We start from the raw sequence: 17,638 nt of genomic DNA, 5'->3' as shown, positions 1-17,638 counted from the left end.
CCACGGCGCGCCCGTGGACGGCCCGGACCCGGCGGGCGACCGGCTGGTCGCCGCGGCCGCCGACGGCGAGGACCAGGCCGTCGAGGCGGCCCTGCGCCCGAAGTCACTGGCCGAGTTCGTCGGCCAGGAGCGGGTACGGGAGCAGCTCGACCTGGTGCTGAAGGCCGCCCTCGCCCGGGGCGCCACGGCCGACCACGTACTGCTGTCGGGCGCCCCCGGCCTCGGCAAGACCACCCTCTCCATGATCATCGCCACGGAGATGCAGGCCCCGATCCGGATCACCTCCGGCCCCGCCATCCAGCACGCGGGTGATCTCGCGGCGATACTGTCCTCCCTCCAGGAGGGCGAGGTCCTCTTCCTCGACGAGATCCACCGGATGTCCCGCCCCGCCGAGGAAATGCTCTACATGGCGATGGAGGACTTCCGGGTCGACGTGATCGTCGGCAAGGGCCCGGGCGCCACCGCCATCCCGCTGGAGCTGCCCCCGTTCACCCTGGTCGGCGCCACCACCAGGGCCGGACTGCTGCCGCCCCCGCTGCGGGACCGCTTCGGCTTCACCGCGCATATGGAGTTCTACGAGCCCGCGGAGCTGGAGCGGGTCATCCACCGTTCGGCGCAACTACTCGACGTGGAGATCGACACCGCGGGCGCCGCCGAGATCGCCGGACGCTCCCGCGGCACGCCCCGGATCGCCAACCGGCTGCTGCGCCGGGTCCGCGACTATGCCCAGGTCAAGGCCGACGGCGTGATCAACCGCGAGGTGGCGGCCGTCGCCCTCGGGGTGTACGAGGTCGACAGCCGCGGACTCGACCGGCTGGACCGGGCCGTACTGAAGGCCCTGCTGAAACTGTTCGGCGGCGGACCGGTGGGCCTGTCGACCCTGGCCGTGGCGGTGGGGGAGGAGCGCGAGACCGTCGAGGAGGTCGCCGAGCCCTTCCTCGTCCGTGAGGGACTGCTGGCGCGCACCCCCAGGGGCCGGATCGCGACGCCCGCCGCCTGGGCGCACCTCGGTCTCACCCCGCCCGCGCAGGTCCCGGGCGCAAGCGGACAACAGGGCCTGTTCGGGGCGTGACGGCGCGGATACTGTCCCTGCCAGGAACTACGGTGGGATGCTGGGCGTTGTTCCATCCATGCGGACTCGCCTAGACTCCGCCGATGCCGCCCTTCTCAGGTCGGCGCGCCCACCCCCCGTAGATAGGCCGCCACAATCCACGCGGTCGTGTGAAGGAAGTTTCTTCCCGTGAGTCTCCTGACCTTCCTCCCCTTCGTCGTGCTCATCGGGGCCATGTTCCTGATGACCCGCTCCGCCAAGAAGAAGCAGCAGCAGGCGGCGGAGATGCGCGACTCCATGCAGCCCGGCACCGGGGTCCGCACGATCGGGGGCATGTACGCCACCGTCAAGGAGCTCCACGACGAAACCGTGCTCCTTGAGGTCGCCCCCGGCATCTACGCCGTCTATGCGAAGAACGCCATCGGCGCGGTCCTCTCGGACGAGGAGTACAACCACATCGTCCACGGCGACGACCCCGAAGCGGCCGCGGCCGACGAGGAGCTGCCGGCCGTGCCGGACGACGCCTCGTCGCTGACCGAGGCCGACGAGCCCGCCGGGGACGCCAAGATCGACCTCGGCAAGAAGCCGGAGGCCGGCAAGGACGCCGAAGCGGACACCGCCGCCGAAGCCGCTCCGGAGGACGCCGCACCGTCCAAGGACGGCAAGGCGAACGGCGAGAAGTAGCCATCACCGGGACCGCCGGGCACAAGGGGTGCCCGGCGGTCCCGTGACCGTGTTGACTTCTGCGGGGGGCTGGGCCCCACAACACTTCGTGGCCGCCCCGTCGCACACCCGGCGCGGGACGGTTGGACAGGGAGAATCGAGAAGGTGGCAGCACCGAAGAGGGGCCGAAGGCCCACGGGGGCTCAGGGGAAGCCAGGACGCACCCTGGCGTTCATCCTGATCGTCATGGCCGCGCTGACCGGCGGCATGTTCTTGTCCGGTGACACCAGCCCACGGCTGGGCATCGACCTGGCCGGCGGTACGACGATCACGCTGAAGGCCAAGGCCGAGCCCGGCAAGGAAAACGCGGTCAACGAGACCAACATGAACACGGCGGTCGGCATCATCGAGCGCCGTGTCAACGGTCTCGGTGTCTCCGAGGCCGAGGTCCAGACCCAGGGCTCGTCCAACATCGTCGTGAACATCCCCAAGGGGACGAACTCGGAAGAGGCGCGCAAGCAGGTCGGTACGACCGCTCAGCTCTACTTCCGGCCGGTGCTGAACGTTGCTGCGGGCGGACCGGTCAAGCAGGAGACCCCCGCACCCTCGCCCAGCTCCTCGGCCTCCACCGGGACCGCGGACAAGGGGAAGGGCGACGGCAAGGCGAGCCCGCCTCCGAAGGCCAGCCCCGATGCCACCGCGCAGGGCCGGGCCGTCACCGAGGGTCTGAAGGCGCCGTCGCCCGGTACGTCCGGCTCCCCGGCGGCCGACTCCGCAGACAAGCCCGCAGACAAGCCCGCGGACAAGCCCGCCGACAAGGAAGCCGCGGCGAAGACCCCGGCCCCCAGCACCCCGGCGGCCTCGGATCTGGAGCAGCGGTTCACCGCGCTGAACTGCACCAAGCCCGAGGAGCGCAGCGCGCTCAACGAGAACGTCAAGCCCGAGGACACGATCGTGGCCTGCGGCAAGAACAGCGCGGACCAGTGGGAGAAGTACATCCTCGGCCCGGCCGAGGTGGACGGCAAGGACGTCGACGAGGCCAAGGGCCAGCTCGACCAGCAGCGCGGTATGTGGATCGTCACCATGGACTTCACGAAGTCCGGCTCGAAGAAGTTCGAGAAGATCACCTCCAAGCTGTCCCAGCAGCAAGCGCCGCTGAACCAGTTCGCCATCGTGCTCGACGGTGAAGTGATGTCGGCCCCGAGCGTGCAGCAGACCCTCAGCGCCAACGCCGAGATCTCCGGCAGCTTCGACCGGGATTCCGCCCAGAGCCTGGGCAACATCCTGTCCTACGGTGCCCTGCCGCTGAGCTTCGAGGAGCAGAGCGTCGACACCGTCAGCGCCGCCCTCGGTGGCGAGCAGCTGCGGGCCGGTCTGATCGCGGGCGCCATTGGCCTGGCGCTGGTCATCATCTACCTGGTGGTCTACTACCGCGGTCTGTCGATCGTCGCGATCCTCAGCCTGCTGGCCTCCGCGGTCCTGACCTACTCCCTGATGTCCCTGCTCGGCCCCGGTATCGGCTTCGCGCTGAACCTGCCGGCCGTCTGTGGCGCCATCGTCGCCATCGGTATTACCGCCGACTCGTTCATCGTCTACTTCGAACGGATAAGGGACGAGATCCGCGAGGGCCGCACGCTGCGCCCCGCGGTCGAGCGGGCCTGGCCGCGTGCCCGGCGCACCATCCTGGTCTCGGACTTCGTGTCCTTCCTGGCCGCCGCGGTGCTCTTCGCCGTCACGGTCGGAAAGGTGCAGGGCTTCGCCTTCACCCTGGGCCTGACCACTCTGCTCGACGTCGTCGTGGTCTTCTTCTTCACCAAGCCGCTGATGACGCTGCTGGCGCGGACCAAGTTCTTCGGCAACGGCCACCCGTGGTCCGGGCTCGACCCGGCCCGCCTCGGCGCCAAGCCCCCGCTGCGCCGCTCCCGCCGTACCACCGCCCCCACCGAACCGAAGGAGGCGTGAGCATGTCGCGTCTCGGCACCATCGGCGCCAGGCTCTACCGCGGCGAGATCGGTTATGACTTCGTCCGCCACCGCAAGTTCTGGTACGCCGTTTCGATCCTGATCACCATCGCGGCCATCGCCGGTGTCGCGATCCGGGGTCTGAACATGGGCATCGAGTTCAAGGGTGGTGCCGTCTTCACCACCCCGAGCACCAAGGTGTCCGTCACCGACGCCCGGGAGTACGCGGAAGAGGCCTCCGGCCACCCCGCCATCGTCCAGAAGCTGGGCAACGGCACCATGCGTATCCAGGTCGCGGAGCTGAACACCAGCCAGGCCGCGCAGGTCAAGAGCGACCTGGCCCGCGATATGAAGATGGACATCGACAAGATCGGCGCCGAACTGGTCGGTCCGAGCTGGGGCAAGCAGATCGCCAACAAGGCCTGGACCGGTCTGGCGATCTTCATGGTCCTGGTGGTGATCTATCTGGCCATCGCCTTCGAATGGAGAATGGCGCTGGCGGCACTGATCGCCCTGATCCACGACCTCACCATCACCGTCGGCGTCTATGCGCTCGTCGGCTTCGAGGTCACCCCGGGTACGGTGATCGGTCTGCTCACCATCCTCGGCTACTCCCTCTACGACACCGTCGTCGTCTTCGACGGTCTCAAGGAGGGGTCGAAGGACATCACCAAGCAGACCCGCTTCACCTACAGCGAGATGGCCAACCGGAGCCTCAACGGCACCCTGGTCCGCTCCATCAACACCACCATCGTCGCCCTGCTCCCGGTCGCCGGTCTGCTCTTCATCGGCGGCGGCTTCCTCGGCGCGGGCATGCTCAACGACATCTCGCTCTCCCTCTTCGTCGGCCTCGCGGCCGGCGCGTACTCGTCGATCTTCATCGCGACCCCCCTGGTTGCGGACTTCAAGGAGTACGACCCGCAGATGAAGGCCCTGCGCAAGCGGGTCCTCGCCAAGCGGGCCAAGGGCGAGCAGGCGGACGGCGACCAGACCGAGCAGGACGGTGACCCGCAGGACACGGTCCCGGGTGAGGCGGCGGTCGCTGCCGCCGGACCGGCCGGTGTCGTCGAGCAGCGGGGCCGCGGCCGGGGCCGTTCCTCGGGCAGGCGCCGATGACCGGCGCCCCCGCGGACGTCCGGGATCTGCTGCTCAGCCGGATCCGTGACGTTCCCGACCATCCCCAGCCCGGAGTGGTGTTCAAGGACATCACCCCGCTGCTCGCCGACCCGGCGGCGTTCACCGCGCTCACCGAGGCGCTCAGTGAGCTGTGCGTACGGCACGGGGCGACCAAGGTCGTCGGTCTGGAGGCGCGCGGGTTCATCCTCGCCGCACCGGTCGCGGTCCGGGCCGGTCTCGGCTTCATCCCGGTCCGCAAGGCGGGCAAGCTGCCCGGGGCGACGCTCTCCCAGGCGTACGACCTCGAATACGGCAGCGCCGAGATCGAGGTGCACGCCGAGGACCTGGATTCGGGCGACCGGGTCATGGTCATCGACGACGTCCTCGCGACCGGCGGTACCGCGGGTGCCGCGGCGGAGCTGATCCGCCGCGGCGGCGCGGAGGTCGCGGGCGTCGCGGTCCTGATGGAGCTCGGTTTCCTCGGCGGCCGGGGCAAGCTGGAGCCCGTTCTGCGGGGCGCTCCGCTGGAGGCGCTGCTCGCCCTCTGAGCAGGGACTGACACCCCAGACCCCTGGAGCCCGGGAATGCCGGGCTCCAGGGGTCTGTTTTCAGCCTCGGGGGCATCCGCGGGGCCGGGTGGATACGATGGGCTCTCCGGACCTGCCCCGGGGGAACCGGACCGCACGAGGAGCTCTCTTGCCAGACGAGGCCCGTCCCGCCACCGCACAGCCCGGCCAGAAGGCCGAAAAGGCCGCGGCGGCCGCAGCCGCGGCCGAGCCGACGCCCGATGCCCGCACCGGCCGGTCCGGCCCTGCCCGTGCGAGCGGAAATGGCGCGAATCCGGCCCAGGGCGCCGCCCCCGTACGGCCTGCCGCGCCCCAGTCCGGCCGTCGCGGCCCTGCCCCGGCGAACCGCCCGGCGCCCGCGCCCGCCGCCTCGTCCAACCGCTCCGGGGGCTCGTCCAACCGGGTCCGGGCCCGTCTCGCCCGGCTGGGCGTCCAGCGGTCCTCCCCGTACAACCCCGTCCTCGAACCGCTGCTGCGGATCGTCCGCAGCAACGACCCCAAGATCGAAACGGCGACGCTGCGGCAGATCGAAAAGGCCTACCAGGTCGCCGAGCGCTGGCACCGGGGCCAGAAGCGCAAGAGCGGCGACCCGTACATCACCCATCCACTGGCCGTCACCACCATCCTCGCGGAGCTGGGCATGGACCCGGCGACCCTGATGGCCGGGCTGCTGCACGACACCGTCGAGGACACCGAGTACGGCCTCGACACCCTGCGCCGGGACTTCGGCGACCAGGTCGCCCTCCTCGTCGACGGCGTCACCAAGCTCGACAAGGTGAAGTTCGGCGAGGCGGCCCAGGCCGAGACCGTGCGCAAGATGGTCGTGGCCATGGCCAAGGACCCCCGGGTGCTGGTCATCAAGCTCGCGGACCGCCTGCACAACATGCGCACCATGCGCTTTCTCAAGCGGGAGAAGCAGGAGAAGAAGGCCCGCGAGACGCTGGAGATCTACGCTCCGCTCGCCCACCGGCTGGGCATGAACACCATCAAGTGGGAGCTGGAGGACCTCGCCTTCGCGATCCTCTACCCCAAGATGTACGACGAGATCGTCCGGCTCGTCGCGGAGCGGGCGCCCAAGCGCGACGAGTACCTCGCCATAGTGACCGACGAGGTCCAGTCCGATCTGCGGGCCGCCCGGATCAAGGCCACCGTCACCGGCCGCCCCAAGCACTACTACAGCGTCTACCAGAAGATGATCGTCCGCGGCCGTGACTTCGCGGAGATCTACGATCTGGTCGGCATCCGTGTCCTCGTCGACACCGTCCGCGACTGCTATGCGGCGCTCGGCACCGTCCACGCGCGATGGAATCCGGTCCCCGGCCGGTTCAAGGACTACATCGCGATGCCGAAGTTCAACATGTACCAGTCGCTTCACACGACGGTCATCGGGCCCAACGGCAAGCCCGTCGAACTCCAGATCCGCACCTTCGACATGCACCGCCGGGCCGAGTACGGCATCGCGGCCCACTGGAAGTACAAGCAGGAGGCCGTCGCCGGGGCCTCCAAGGTCCGTACCGACGTTCCCCGCAAGGGCGGCAAGGACGACCACCTCAACGACATGGCGTGGCTGCGCCAGCTCCTCGACTGGCAGAAGGAGACCGAGGATCCCTCGGAGTTCCTGGAGTCGCTCCGCTTCGACCTCTCCCGCAACGAGGTCTTCGTCTTCACGCCCAAGGGCGATGTGATAGCGCTGCCCGCCGGCGCGACCCCGGTCGACTTCGCCTACGCGGTCCACACCGAGGTCGGCCACCGCACCATAGGCGCCCGGGTCAACGGACGGCTCGTCCCTCTGGAGTCCACCCTCGACAACGGCGATCTGGTGGAGGTCTTCACCTCCAAGGCGGAGGGCGCCGGACCGTCCCGGGACTGGCTGGGCTTCGTCAAATCCCCCCGGGCCCGCAACAAGATCCGCGCCTGGTTCTCCAAGGAGCGCCGCGACGAGGCCATCGAGCAGGGCAAGGACGCCATCGTCCGGGCCATGCGCAAGCAGAACCTGCCGATCCAGCGCATCCTCACCGGGGACTCGCTGGTCACCCTCGCCCATGAGATGCGCTACCCCGATATCTCCTCCCTGTACGCGGCCATCGGCGAAGGCCATGTAGCCGCCCAGGGCGTCGTCCAGAAGCTGGTCGCGGCGCTCGGCGGCGAGGAGGCGGCCACCGAGGAGATCGACGATTCCGCGCCGCCGTCACGGGCCAAGCGGGGCAAGCGGCGCTCCAACGCCGACCCCGGAGTCGTCGTCAAGGGCGTCGAGGACGTCTGGGTGAAGCTGGCCCGCTGCTGCACCCCGGTGCCGGGCGACCCGATCATCGGCTTCGTCACCCGCGGCAGCGGGGTCTCCGTCCACCGGGCGGACTGCGTCAACGTCGACTCGCTGTCGCAGCAGCCGGAGCGGATCCTCGACGTCGAATGGGCGCCGACCCAGTCGTCGGTCTTCCTGGTCGCCATCCAGGTGGAGGCCCTCGACCGCTCCCGGCTGCTCTCCGACGTGACCCGGGTCCTGTCCGACCAGCACGTCAACATCCTGTCCGCGGCCGTACAGACCTCCCGCGACCGGGTCGCCACCTCCCGCTTCACCTTCGAGATGGGCGACCCGAAGCACCTCGGCCATGTGCTGAAGGCGGTACGGGGCGTGGAGGGCGTCTACGACGTCTACCGGGTCACCTCGGCGCGACGCGGCTGACGCCGCGGGCTCGGCCGCCCCGGGTTCGACGCCCCGGAGTTCCGCCGTAGGGGCCGGTGTACTTTGCCGGCCGCGCGCCGCCGTGGGCCGTTCGCGCAGTTCCTCGCGTCCCCAAGCCCTCGTCCCCCAGTGCGCCTGGGCGCTGACCGTTTCCGCAGCGCCGGGTTGAGGAGCCCAGGGGCGCGAGGAACTGCGCGCCGAGCCACGCACGGTGTGCAGCCGACACACAACCGGCTGCGGCAGGCACGTAGTCGCACCGCCAAGCCCGCGCACGCGAAACCGCGGCCCCCCGCCGACATCGGCGGGAGGCCGCGGTTACCGAGCAACCCCCTGAGGGTCTAGCCCCCGAACTCCTGGAGCCCCTTCAGTGCCTGGTCCAGCAGCGCCTGGCGGCCCTCCAGCTCCTTGGTGAGCTTGTCGGCCCTGGCGTTGTTGCCCGCCGCGCGCGCCGTGTCGATCTGGTCACGCAGCTTGTCCACGGCGGCCTGGAGCTGACCGGTCAGCCCCGCGGCGCGGGCCCGCGCCTCCGGGTTCGTCCGGCGCCACTCGTTCTCCTCGGACTCCTGGAGGGCCCGCTCCACCGTGTGCATCCGGCCTTCGACCCGGGCCCGGGCGTCCCTCGGCACATGGCCGATGGCCTCCCAGCGCTCGTTGATGCCCCGGAACGCGGCCCGGGCGGCCTTCAGGTCCGTGACCGGCACCAGCTGCTCGGCCTCGGCCGCCAGCTCCTCCTTGAGCTTCAGGTTCTCCGTCTGCTCGGCGTCCCGCTCGGCGAAGGTCTCACTGCGCGCGGCGAAGAAGACGTCCTGGGCGCCGCGGAAGCGGTTCCACAGACCGTCCTCGGCCTCGCGCTGGGCCCGGCCCGCGGCCTTCCAGTCGGCCATCAGCTCGCGGTAGCGGGCCGCCGTGGCCCCCCAGTCGGTGGAGTGGGAGAGCGACTCGGCCTCGGTGACCAGCGCCTCCTTCGTCTTGCGGGCCTCCTCGCGCTGGGCGTCGAGGGACGCGAAATGCGCCTTGCGCCGCTTGGAGAAGGCGGAGCGGGCGTGCGAGAAGCGGTGCCACAGCTCGTCGTCCGACTTCCGGTCGAGCCGGGGCAGGCCCTTCCAGGTGTCGACCAGGGCCCGCAGCCGTTCCCCGGCGGCGCGCCACTGCTCGCTGGCCGCCAGCTCCTCGGCCTCCGCGACCAGCTCCTCCTTGGCCTTGCGGGCCTCGTCGTGCTGCTTGGCCCGCTGGACCTTGCGCTCCTCGCGGCGCCGGTCGACCGTCGCCACCAGGGCGTCGAGCCGCCGGCCGAGCGCGGCGAGGTCACCGACGGCGTGGTGCTCGGACACCTGCACCCGCAGATGGTCGATGGCCGTCTGGGCGTCCTTGGCCGACAGATCGGTGGTCTTCACCCGCTTTTCGAGGAGATCAATCTCGACGACCAGGCCTTCGTACTTGCGCTCGAAATAGGCGAGGGCCTCCTCAGGGGTCCCGGCCTGCCACGATCCGACGACCTGCTCGCCGTCTTCAGTACGCACGTACACGGTGCCCGTCTCGTCGACACGGCCCCACGGGTCGCTGCTCACAGCGCCTCCTCCACCTGATGCCCACCGAGGGAGTTCACCCCGGGCATCGTCCACAGTTTCCAGGGGCGAGCCGCGCCCGCCCTGCACAACGCCAATCTAGGCGACCGGTCGGCGCGCTGTCCGCACTCGGCGCCCACGCATTTCCGGTACGCCCCGCTCCGCCGTACCGGCGCGGCGGAGCGGTACGGACCGCCGCCTGCCGGTTACCCCTTGGTCACGGTCGCCTTCGCCACGGTGACGGCCGTCTTCGGCGCGCCGTCCTTGGCGTTGCCCTCGACCCCGCCGGCCGCGACCTTCTGGACCGCCTTCAGGCTCGCCGCGTCCATCGTCCCGAACGGCGTGTACGTGGGCGGGAGCCTGGTTTCCTTGTACACGAGGAAGAACTGGCTGCCACCGGAGTTGGGCTGGCCGGTGTTGGCCATCGCGACCGTGCCCGCCGGGTAGGACACCGAACCGTCGGTGCCCGCCTTGCCCAGCGCGGTCAGGTTCTCGTCGGGGATGTTGTAGCCGGGCCCGCCGGTGCCGTCGCCCTTGGGGTCGCCGCACTGGAGGACGAAGATGCCTTCCGTGGTCAGCCGGTGGCATTTGGTCTTGTTGAAGTAGCCCTTGTCGGCGAGTGCCTTGAACGAGTTCACCGTGCGGGGCGTCTTCGCCGCGTCCATCCCGATCGACACGGTGCCCTGGTCGGTCGTCATGGCCATCGTGTACTTCGCCTTGGCGTCGATCGCCATCTTCGGCTCGGGCCCCTTGGGCTCGTCGGCGGGCGGCGACGCGTTCTGCGACGGGTTGCTCTGGTCCCCGGCCACGGTCTGCTTGTCCTTGTCGTCCTTGCCGTCGACGACGGTCGCGGCCACGACCGCACCGCCGACCAGGACCAACACCACCGCGGCGGCGATCGCGCCGATGCGCTGCCGCCGCTTGCGGGCCGCCGCCCGGCGCTCCTGCTGACGCTCGAACTTCTCCCGGGCGAGCTGCCGCCGCCGCTGATCGCTGCTGACCACCGAGTCCGCTCCTTCTCCGTCCGCGGCACCCCTGGTGTCGTGTGGGCTGCGCGGAGTGCTGTGATTGCCGCAGGCTGCCGTGGACTGCCGTAGTTCCGTACTTCCACGGGTCACCGTACGGGCACGCGAGCCTGGTGCCGCGCGTGCCCGTACCGTATACGGGTTGGCTGTGGGAGCAGCAGGGCCGGTAGGCTCTGACCTGTCGCAATTCCGTGCCGTCCGGCACTCCGCCGGCCACTTCGCCGACCATCCAGCGAGGACATACGTGCTTATTGCCGGGTTCCCGGCCGGGGCCTGGGGGACCAACTGCTATCTGGTCGCCCCCGCCGCGGGCGAGGAGTGCGTGATCATCGACCCCGGCCACCAGGCCGCCGACGGTGTGGCCGAGGCAGTCGCCAAGCACCGGCTGAAGCCCGTCGCCGTCGTCCTCACCCACGGCCATATCGACCATGTGGCCTCGGTGGTCCCGGTCTGCGGGGCGCACGACGTGCCCGCGTGGATCCACCCGGCCGACCGCTACATGATGAGCGACCCGGAGAAGGCGCTGGGCCGCTCCTTCGGTACGCAGCTGATGGGCGAGCTGACCGTGGGCGAGCCGTCCGACGTGCACGAGCTGACCGACGGTTCGGTGCTGAGCCTGGCCGGTATGGAGCTGACCGTGTCGCATGCGCCCGGCCATACCAAGGGGTCGGTGACCTTCGGGCTGCCCGAGGCCGGTGAGGTCCCGCCGGTGTTCTTCTCGGGCGATCTGCTGTTCGCCGGCTCCATCGGACGCACCGACCTGCCCGGCGGGGATCACGCCGAGATGCTCGAATCGCTGGCACGCGTCTGCCTGCCGCTCGACGACTCGACCGTGGTGCTCTCCGGACACGGCCCCCAGACGACCATCGGCCGTGAGCGCGCCACCAATCCGTATCTGCGCGACGTGGCGGCCGGCCTGGGGAGCAGCGAAGCTCCCCGACGAGGAATGTGACGAGAGAACTGCCGTGAGTACTTTCCAGGCCCCCAAGGGCACCTACGACCTGCTGCCGCCCGTCTCCGCGACGTTCCTCGCGGTACGCGAGGCGATCGCCGCGCCCCTGCGCAACTCCGGCTACGGCTATGTCGAGACCCCGGGCTTCGAGGACGTCGAACTCTTCGCGCGCGGTGTCGGTGAGTCCACCGACATCGTCACCAAGGAGATGTACACCCTCACCACCAAGGGCGGCAGCAGGCTGGCGCTGCGCCCCGAGGGCACCGCGTCGGTCCTGCGGGCCGCGCTGGAGGCCAACCTCCACAAGCAGGGCGCGCTGCCCGTGAAGCTCTGGTACTCGGGCTCGTACTACCGCTACGAGCGCCCCCAGGCGGGCCGCTACCGCCACTTCTCCCAGGTCGGTGCCGAGGCCATCGGTGCCGAGGACCCGGCGCTGGACGCCGAGCTGATCATCCTGGCGGACCAGGCGTACCGCTCCCTCGGGCTGCGCCAGTTCCGCATCCTCCTCAACAGCCTCGGAGACAAGGAGTGCCGGCCGGTCTACCGCGAGGCGCTCCAGTCCTTCCTGCGCGGTCTCGACCTCGACGAGGAGACCCGCCGCCGGATCGAGATCAACCCGCTGCGGGTCCTCGACGACAAGCGCGCCGAGGTGCAGCGGCAGCTCACCGGGGCGCCGGTGCTCGCGGACCACCTCTGCGACGCCTGCCGGGCCTACCACAAGCAGGTCCGGGAGCTGCTCGCGGAGGCGGGCGTCGCCTTCGAGGACGACGACCGGCTGGTGCGCGGGCTCGACTACTACACCCGCACCACGTTCGAGTTCGTCCACGACGGTCTGGGCTCCCAGTCCGCGGTGGGCGGCGGCGGCCGTTACGACGGCCTCTCCGAGATGATCGGCGGCCCCGCGCTGCCGTCCGTCGGCTGGGCCCTCGGGGTGGACCGTACGGTGCTGGCGCTGGAGGCCGAGGGCGTCACCCTCGACATCCCGCCCGCCACCAGCGTGTACGCGGTCCCCGTGGGCGAGGAGGCCCGCCGGGTGCTGTTCGGTGTGGTGACCCGGCTGCGCAAGGAGGGCATCGCCGCCGACTTCTCGTACGGCGGCCGGGGGCTGAAGGGCTCGATGAAGGCAGCGAACCGCAGCGGGGCGCGCTTCACGATCGTCGCCGGTGACCGGGATCTGGCCGAGGGCCATGTCCAGCTCAAGGACATGGAGTCCGGCGAGCAGACCCCCGTCCCCCTGTCGGACGTCACCGACGTCCTCCGCGCCCGTCTGTCCTGAGCCCCGGCCTCCGGGCGGGCCTTTTCATGGTGTGACCGGCTCCCGGCGTCAACGCGGCGGGAGCCGGCTCATCCGGCCGGACGACGCCGATTCGAGACCGCCGACGGCGGTTTCCGGCCGCCGGACCGGGACCGGAAACTCCCCCTCCCGCCCCCGTCCCGCCGCTGCGGGGCCCTCGGCACCCCCACCGTGACGCCGGGTCCCGTACCGTCCCGGCCGGGCGCGCGGGCCGTATCGCCCCGGTGGATCCGCAGGTCGGGGCCCTTCCGCCCCCTTGCCGCGGACAGCGATCGGTCCCGGGCACCCCGTGTTCCGTCCGGGCCCCGGCCCCGCCGCAGGGCCGGTGGACCGATACGACCGGCCCTGACGGAGGGACGGTCGTACCGTCCGCCGGACGCCGGGCTCACAGGACCGTGCGGCACAATGACGCGTGCCCGAGCGGGCCCGGAGCGAGGGAAGCGGCGAGATCTTTATGGCGACTGTGGCGGTGGACGACGTGATCGCGGACGAGGAGACCGGGACCGGCGGTGCCCGGGAAGGGATCGGCGGCAGCCGCCCCTTTGCCTGGCTGCTGATCATCACGGGCGCGGCGGGGCTGCTCGCCGCCTGGGTGATCACGCTCGACAAGTTCAAACTGCTGGAGGACCCGTCCTTCACCCCCGGGTGCAGCCTCAACCCGGTGGTCTCCTGCGGCAACATCATGAAGAGCGAACAGGCGTCGGTCTTCGGCTTCCCCAACCCGATGCTGGGGCTGGTCACGTACTCCATGGTGATCGCCATCGGCGTCGGACTGCTCGCGGGCGCCCGCTACCAGCGCTGGTACTGGCTGGGGCTGAACGCCGGCACCCTCTTCGGCGCCGGTTTCTGCATGTGGCTGATGTACCAGTCGCTGTACAACATCGGTTCGCTCTGCCTGTGGTGCTCCCTCGCCTGGGCCGCCACGATCGTGATGTTCTGCTACGTCACCGTGCACAACGTCCGGCACCGGCTCGTCAAGGTGCCCGAGGGGCTGCGCAGCGGTCTGCTGGAGTTCCACTGGATGCCGCCGGTGCTGTGGATCGGGATCATCGGCATGCTGATCCTGACCCGCTGGTGGGACTTCTGGACCAGCTGATCCCCTGCGCTCCCGCAGCCCGCGCCCCCGACAGCCCGCGCCTTCGGCCGGCCGGGGGCGCTGTCGGTGGTCTGGCATAGGCTTCCCGTGTGGAGCCCGACCTCTTTACCGCCGCCGCCGAAGAACGACTGGAGAAGGATCCGTCCGCCGGCCCCCTCGCCGTGCGGATGCGTCCGCGCACCCTCGACGAGGTCGTCGGGCAGCGCCATCTGCTGCGGCCCGGCTCCCCGCTCCGCAGGCTCGTGGGCGAGAGCGGGGGGAGCCCTGCCGGTGCCTCGTCGGTGATCCTCTGGGGGCCGCCGGGCATCGGGAAGACGACCCTGGCGTACGTGGTCTCCCGGGCGACCGAGAAGCGCTTCGTCGAGCTGTCGGCGATCACCGCGGGCGTCAAGGAGGTGCGGGCGGTGATCGAGGGCGCCCGCCGGGCGGCGGGCGGCTTCGGCAAGGAGACCGTCCTCTTCCTCGACGAGATCCACCGCTTCTCCAAGGCCCAGCAGGACTCCCTGCTGCCCGCCGTGGAGAACCGCTGGGTCACCCTGATCGCCGCCACCACCGAGAACCCCTACTTCTCGGTGATCTCCCCGCTGCTCTCCCGCTCGCTGCTGCTGACGCTGGAGCCGCTGACCGACGACGATCTGCGGGATCTGCTGCGGCGGGCGCTGGGGGAGGAGCGCGGGCTCGGCGGTGCGGTGACGCTGCCCGAGGACGCCGAGGCGCATCTGCTGCGGGTCGCGGGCGGTGACGCGCGCCGGGCCCTGACGGCTCTGGAGGCCGCCGCGGGTGCCGCGCTCGACAAGGGTGAGGCGGAGATCACCCTGGCCACGGTCGAGGAGACGGTGGACCGGGCCGCGGTGACCTACGACCGCGACGGCGACCAGCACTACGACGTGGCGAGCGCGCTGATCAAATCCATCCGCGGATCGGACGTGGACGCCGCGCTGCACTATCTGGCCCGGATGATCGACGCGGGTGAGGACCCCCGGTTCATCGCCCGGCGGCTGATGATCTCGGCCAGCGAGGACATCGGACTGGCCGACCCCACCGCGCTGCCGCTGGCGGTGGCCGCCGCCCAGGCCGTGGCGATGATCGGGTTCCCCGAGGCCGCGCTCACCCTCAGCCATGCCACGATCGCGCTGGCGCTGGCACCCAAGTCGAACACCGCGACGACGGCGATCGGGGCGGCGCTGGCCGACGTCCGGGCCGGTCTTGCCGGTTCCGTACCGGCCCATCTGCGGGACGGCCACTACAAGGGGGCGGCGGCGCTGGGGCATGCCCAGGGCTATGTCTATCCGCACGACGTCCCCGGCGCCATCGCCGCCCAGCAGTACGCGCCGGACGCCCTCCACGGCAAGCGGTACTACGAGCCCACGCGGTACGGGGCCGAGGCCCGCTACGCGGACGTGGTGGAGAAGGTGCGGGAGCGGCTGCGCGGCGGCTGAGCCGCGGCCGCCGCCGGATCCGCCGGGAGCGGACTCAGTGCGCGGCCGCCTCGAAGAGCGTGTGCATGGCCCGGCGCAGCCCGGTGATATCGCGTACGGGCTCGGGGAAGTCGAAGCGGGCGTCGAAGCAGTGGCTCCCGGCGAACCGCACCCGCAGCCCGAAGCGGTCCAGGGCCAGCGGGATCGCCCGGGGCGCGGGCCCTTCGCCGTCCGGACCGGACAGCGCGGCGGCGCGCTCCCCGAGCAGTCCGCACAGCTCCTGCATCTGCGGTCCGTGCGCCGCGTGGAGATGCTGGAGCAGTTCGGCCTCGTGACCGGCGAGCGGATCGGGATCGGCCCGCGCGAAGTCGTCGGGGTCGACCGGGGCGGTGCCCCACAGATCGTCCACCCGCAGCTCGCCGACCTCCAGCCGCAGCATCGCGGTGCCCGGATCGGCCGCCCCCGGCGTCGTGGTCAGCCAGCCGGAGACCCAGGCCCGGCCGCGGATCCGGTGCGGGACGGAGACCGGCGCCACATCGGTGATCTCCAGTACGGCGCTGAGCTCGTCGTCCTGGGCGTGGGCGGCGGCCCGTACGGCGGGGGAGTCGGCCGGCAGCAGCAGGAAGACCTCGCCGTCGGGACCCACCGCGCGGGCGGACGGCATGAGCTGCTCCGAACGGGCGGTCTCCAGGCCCGTGACGAGCAGCACCGCGGAGCATGTACCCTGTACGAGAGTTCGTGTGCGCTCGGCTGCTGACGGCATCCGGGCGGATTCAAGTCCGCTGGGACGCGGCTGACCATGAGCTGATCGGACCTCCGTCGCCTCGACACCCGCAGCAGCGGGGTCGACGTCTTTTGTGCTGTCCGCGATGCGCTTGGTGTTCCCAGGGCGAGACATGCGATCTCCTTGAGTAAGGTGAGCCTAACCTAACCTATATCGGAGGTCTGGAGAACGTGCCTAACCAGTCGCGTCCCAAGGTCAAGAAGTCCCGTGCGCTCGGTATTGCGCTGACGCCGAAGGCCGTCAAGTACTTCGAGGCCCGTCCGTACCCGCCGGGCGAGCACGGCCGTGGCCGCAAGCAGAACTCGGACTACAAGGTCCGTCTGATGGAGAAGCAGCGCCTGCGCGCTCAGTACGACATCAGCGAGCGGCAGATGGCGCGCGCCTACGACCGCGCCCGCAAGGCCGAGGGCAAGACCGGCGAGGCGCTGGTCGTCGAGCTGGAGCGTCGTCTGGACGCCCTGGTGCTGCGTTCGGGCATCGCCCGCACCATCTACCAGGCCCGTCAGATGGTCGTCCACGGCCACATCGAGGTCAACGGCGGCAAGGTCGACAAGCCGTCGTTCCGCGTCCGCCCGGACGACGTCATCACGGTGCGCGAGCGCTCCCGTGAGAAGGCGCTGTTCCAGGTCGCGCGTGAGGGTGGCTTCGCCGCCGACGGCGAGACCCCGCGCTACCTCCAGGTCAACCTGAAGGCGCTGGCGTTCCGCCTGGACCGCGACCCGAACCGCAAGGAAATCCCGGTCATCTGCGACGAGCAGCTCGTCGTCGAGTACTACGCCCGCTGATCCACCGCGCCCGGGAAGCCTCCCGGGCACCCGGTGCAGGCATGCGCCCGGCCCGTCGTACCCCTGCCGTTCGCGGCGGGAGTACGACGGGCCTTCGCGTACCCGAGGGGCCCCGGAATGCGGTAGGGGGCCCACCGGGATCGCGATAGGCTCGGAAGGACGTATCCCCGGGTCCCCGGGGGACAACCGGACGAGCAGGAAGCGGTGCAGTGTGACCGGTGGAGAGGTGGCCGGGATCCTGGTGGCCGTCTTCTGGGCGATCCTGGTCTCCTTCCTCGCCGTGGTGCTGGTGAGGCTGGCCCAGACGCTCAGGGCGACCACCCGGCTCGTGACCGAGGTGACCGAGCGGGCGGTGCCCCTGCTCACCGACGCCTCCGCGACCGTGCGCTCCGCGCAGACCCAGCTGGACCGCGTGGACGCCATCGCCACGGACGTCCAGGAGGTCACCTCCAACGCCTCCGCACTCTCCACCACGGTCGCCTCCACCTTCGGCGGCCCGCTGGTCAAGGTCGCCGCCTTCGGGTACGGCGTGCGCAAGGCGATGGGCCGCACCTCCGGCGAGGCAGGGGAGGAGCGCGCCCCGCGCCGCGGTCGCGCCGCCCGCACGGTGGTCGTCGGACGTACGGTGCCCCCGGCGCGCGGTGGGCGCGGCCGCTGGGGCGGAAAGGGCTGAGGCACG

Annotated in this window: 15 protein-coding genes; 12 read left to right on the top strand and 3 right to left on the bottom strand. The window is 70.8% G+C overall.

Annotation, left to right across the window (positions count from 1 at the left end; genetic code table 11):
* Positions 1-13: 13 nt before the first annotated feature.
* From ruvB to B7R87_RS04185, 6 genes are all read left to right on the top strand, one after another.
* Positions 14-1,072, top strand: a complete 1,059-nt coding sequence (ruvB, locus tag B7R87_RS04210) for a Holliday junction branch migration DNA helicase RuvB (RefSeq protein WP_130585312.1) — start codon at positions 14-16, stop codon at positions 1,070-1,072.
* Positions 1,073-1,240: 168 nt separating this feature from the next.
* Positions 1,241-1,735, top strand: a complete 495-nt coding sequence (gene yajC, locus B7R87_RS04205) for a preprotein translocase subunit YajC (RefSeq protein ID WP_006350321.1) — start codon at positions 1,241-1,243, stop codon at positions 1,733-1,735.
* A gap of 144 nt (positions 1,736-1,879) precedes the next feature.
* The gene (gene secD, locus B7R87_RS04200) at positions 1,880-3,676 is read left to right on the top strand and encodes a protein translocase subunit SecD (protein ID WP_187144586.1); all 1,797 of its coding nucleotides are present in this window, start codon (positions 1,880-1,882) and stop codon (positions 3,674-3,676) included.
* Between the two features lie 2 nt (positions 3,677-3,678).
* Complete coding sequence (secF, locus tag B7R87_RS04195) at positions 3,679-4,791, top strand: protein translocase subunit SecF (protein WP_006350323.1); 1,113 nt, start codon at positions 3,679-3,681, stop codon at positions 4,789-4,791.
* Complete coding sequence (locus B7R87_RS04190) at positions 4,788-5,339, top strand: adenine phosphoribosyltransferase (protein WP_006350324.1); 552 nt, start codon at positions 4,788-4,790, stop codon at positions 5,337-5,339. The genes secF and B7R87_RS04190 overlap by 4 nt, the downstream gene beginning before the upstream one ends.
* A 148-nt stretch (positions 5,340-5,487) precedes the next feature.
* Positions 5,488-8,040, top strand: a complete 2,553-nt coding sequence (locus tag B7R87_RS04185; protein ID WP_130585296.1) for a RelA/SpoT family protein — start codon at positions 5,488-5,490, stop codon at positions 8,038-8,040.
* Positions 8,041-8,378: 338 nt separating this feature from the next.
* Here B7R87_RS04185 and B7R87_RS04180 read toward each other — a convergent pair whose 3' ends face one another.
* Both B7R87_RS04180 and B7R87_RS04175 read right to left on the bottom strand, forming a co-directional pair.
* Entirely contained in the window at positions 8,379-9,608 is a 1,230-nt protein-coding gene (locus B7R87_RS04180) for a DUF349 domain-containing protein (protein ID WP_006350326.1), read from the bottom strand.
* A gap of 203 nt (positions 9,609-9,811) precedes the next feature.
* Positions 9,812-10,609, bottom strand: coding sequence for a peptidylprolyl isomerase (locus B7R87_RS04175; RefSeq protein ID WP_006350327.1), 798 nt, complete (start codon positions 10,607-10,609; stop codon positions 9,812-9,814).
* Positions 10,610-10,874: 265 nt separating this feature from the next.
* Here B7R87_RS04175 and B7R87_RS04170 point away from each other — a divergent pair, with 265 nt between their 5' ends.
* The 4 genes from B7R87_RS04170 to B7R87_RS04155 all read left to right on the top strand — a co-directional run bounded on the left by B7R87_RS04170 (position 10,875) and on the right by B7R87_RS04155 (position 15,411).
* Positions 10,875-11,582 carry an MBL fold metallo-hydrolase gene (locus B7R87_RS04170; RefSeq protein WP_006350328.1) on the top strand — a complete coding sequence of 236 codons (708 nt, stop codon included), beginning with the start codon at positions 10,875-10,877 and terminating at the stop codon, positions 11,580-11,582.
* A 13-nt stretch (positions 11,583-11,595) separates the two neighbouring features.
* A complete protein-coding gene (gene hisS, locus B7R87_RS04165; protein ID WP_006350329.1) occupies positions 11,596-12,858 on the top strand; it encodes a histidine--tRNA ligase in 1,263 nt (420 codons plus the stop codon).
* 472 nt (positions 12,859-13,330) lie between these two features.
* Positions 13,331-13,972 (top strand): vitamin K epoxide reductase family protein, encoded by a 642-nt coding sequence (locus B7R87_RS04160; RefSeq protein ID WP_006350330.1) that lies wholly within the window; start codon positions 13,331-13,333, stop codon positions 13,970-13,972.
* Positions 13,973-14,061: 89 nt separating this feature from the next.
* Positions 14,062-15,411 carry a replication-associated recombination protein A gene (locus tag B7R87_RS04155; RefSeq protein WP_006350331.1) on the top strand — a complete coding sequence of 450 codons (1,350 nt, stop codon included), beginning with the start codon at positions 14,062-14,064 and terminating at the stop codon, positions 15,409-15,411.
* Positions 15,412-15,445: 34 nt separating this feature from the next.
* Here the strand turns inward: B7R87_RS04155 and B7R87_RS04150 are convergent, their stop codons facing one another.
* Positions 15,446-16,153: a hypothetical protein gene (locus B7R87_RS04150; protein WP_040916838.1), complete on the bottom strand. Its 708-nt coding sequence runs from the start codon at positions 16,151-16,153 to the stop codon at positions 15,446-15,448.
* Between the two features lie 191 nt (positions 16,154-16,344).
* Here B7R87_RS04150 and rpsD point away from each other — a divergent pair, with 191 nt between their 5' ends.
* Positions 16,345-16,959, top strand: a complete 615-nt coding sequence (rpsD, locus tag B7R87_RS04145) for a 30S ribosomal protein S4 (RefSeq protein ID WP_006350333.1) — start codon at positions 16,345-16,347, stop codon at positions 16,957-16,959.
* 211 nt (positions 16,960-17,170) lie between these two features.
* A complete protein-coding gene (locus B7R87_RS04140) occupies positions 17,171-17,632 on the top strand; it encodes a DUF948 domain-containing protein (protein ID WP_006350334.1) in 462 nt (153 codons plus the stop codon).
* Positions 17,633-17,638: the final 6 nt, after the last annotated feature.

The organism is Streptomyces tsukubensis, from assembly GCF_003932715.1.
GTDB lineage: Bacteria > Actinomycetota > Actinomycetes > Streptomycetales > Streptomycetaceae > Streptomyces > Streptomyces tsukubensis.
This window is presented reverse-complemented; position numbering and strand designations above follow the sequence as displayed.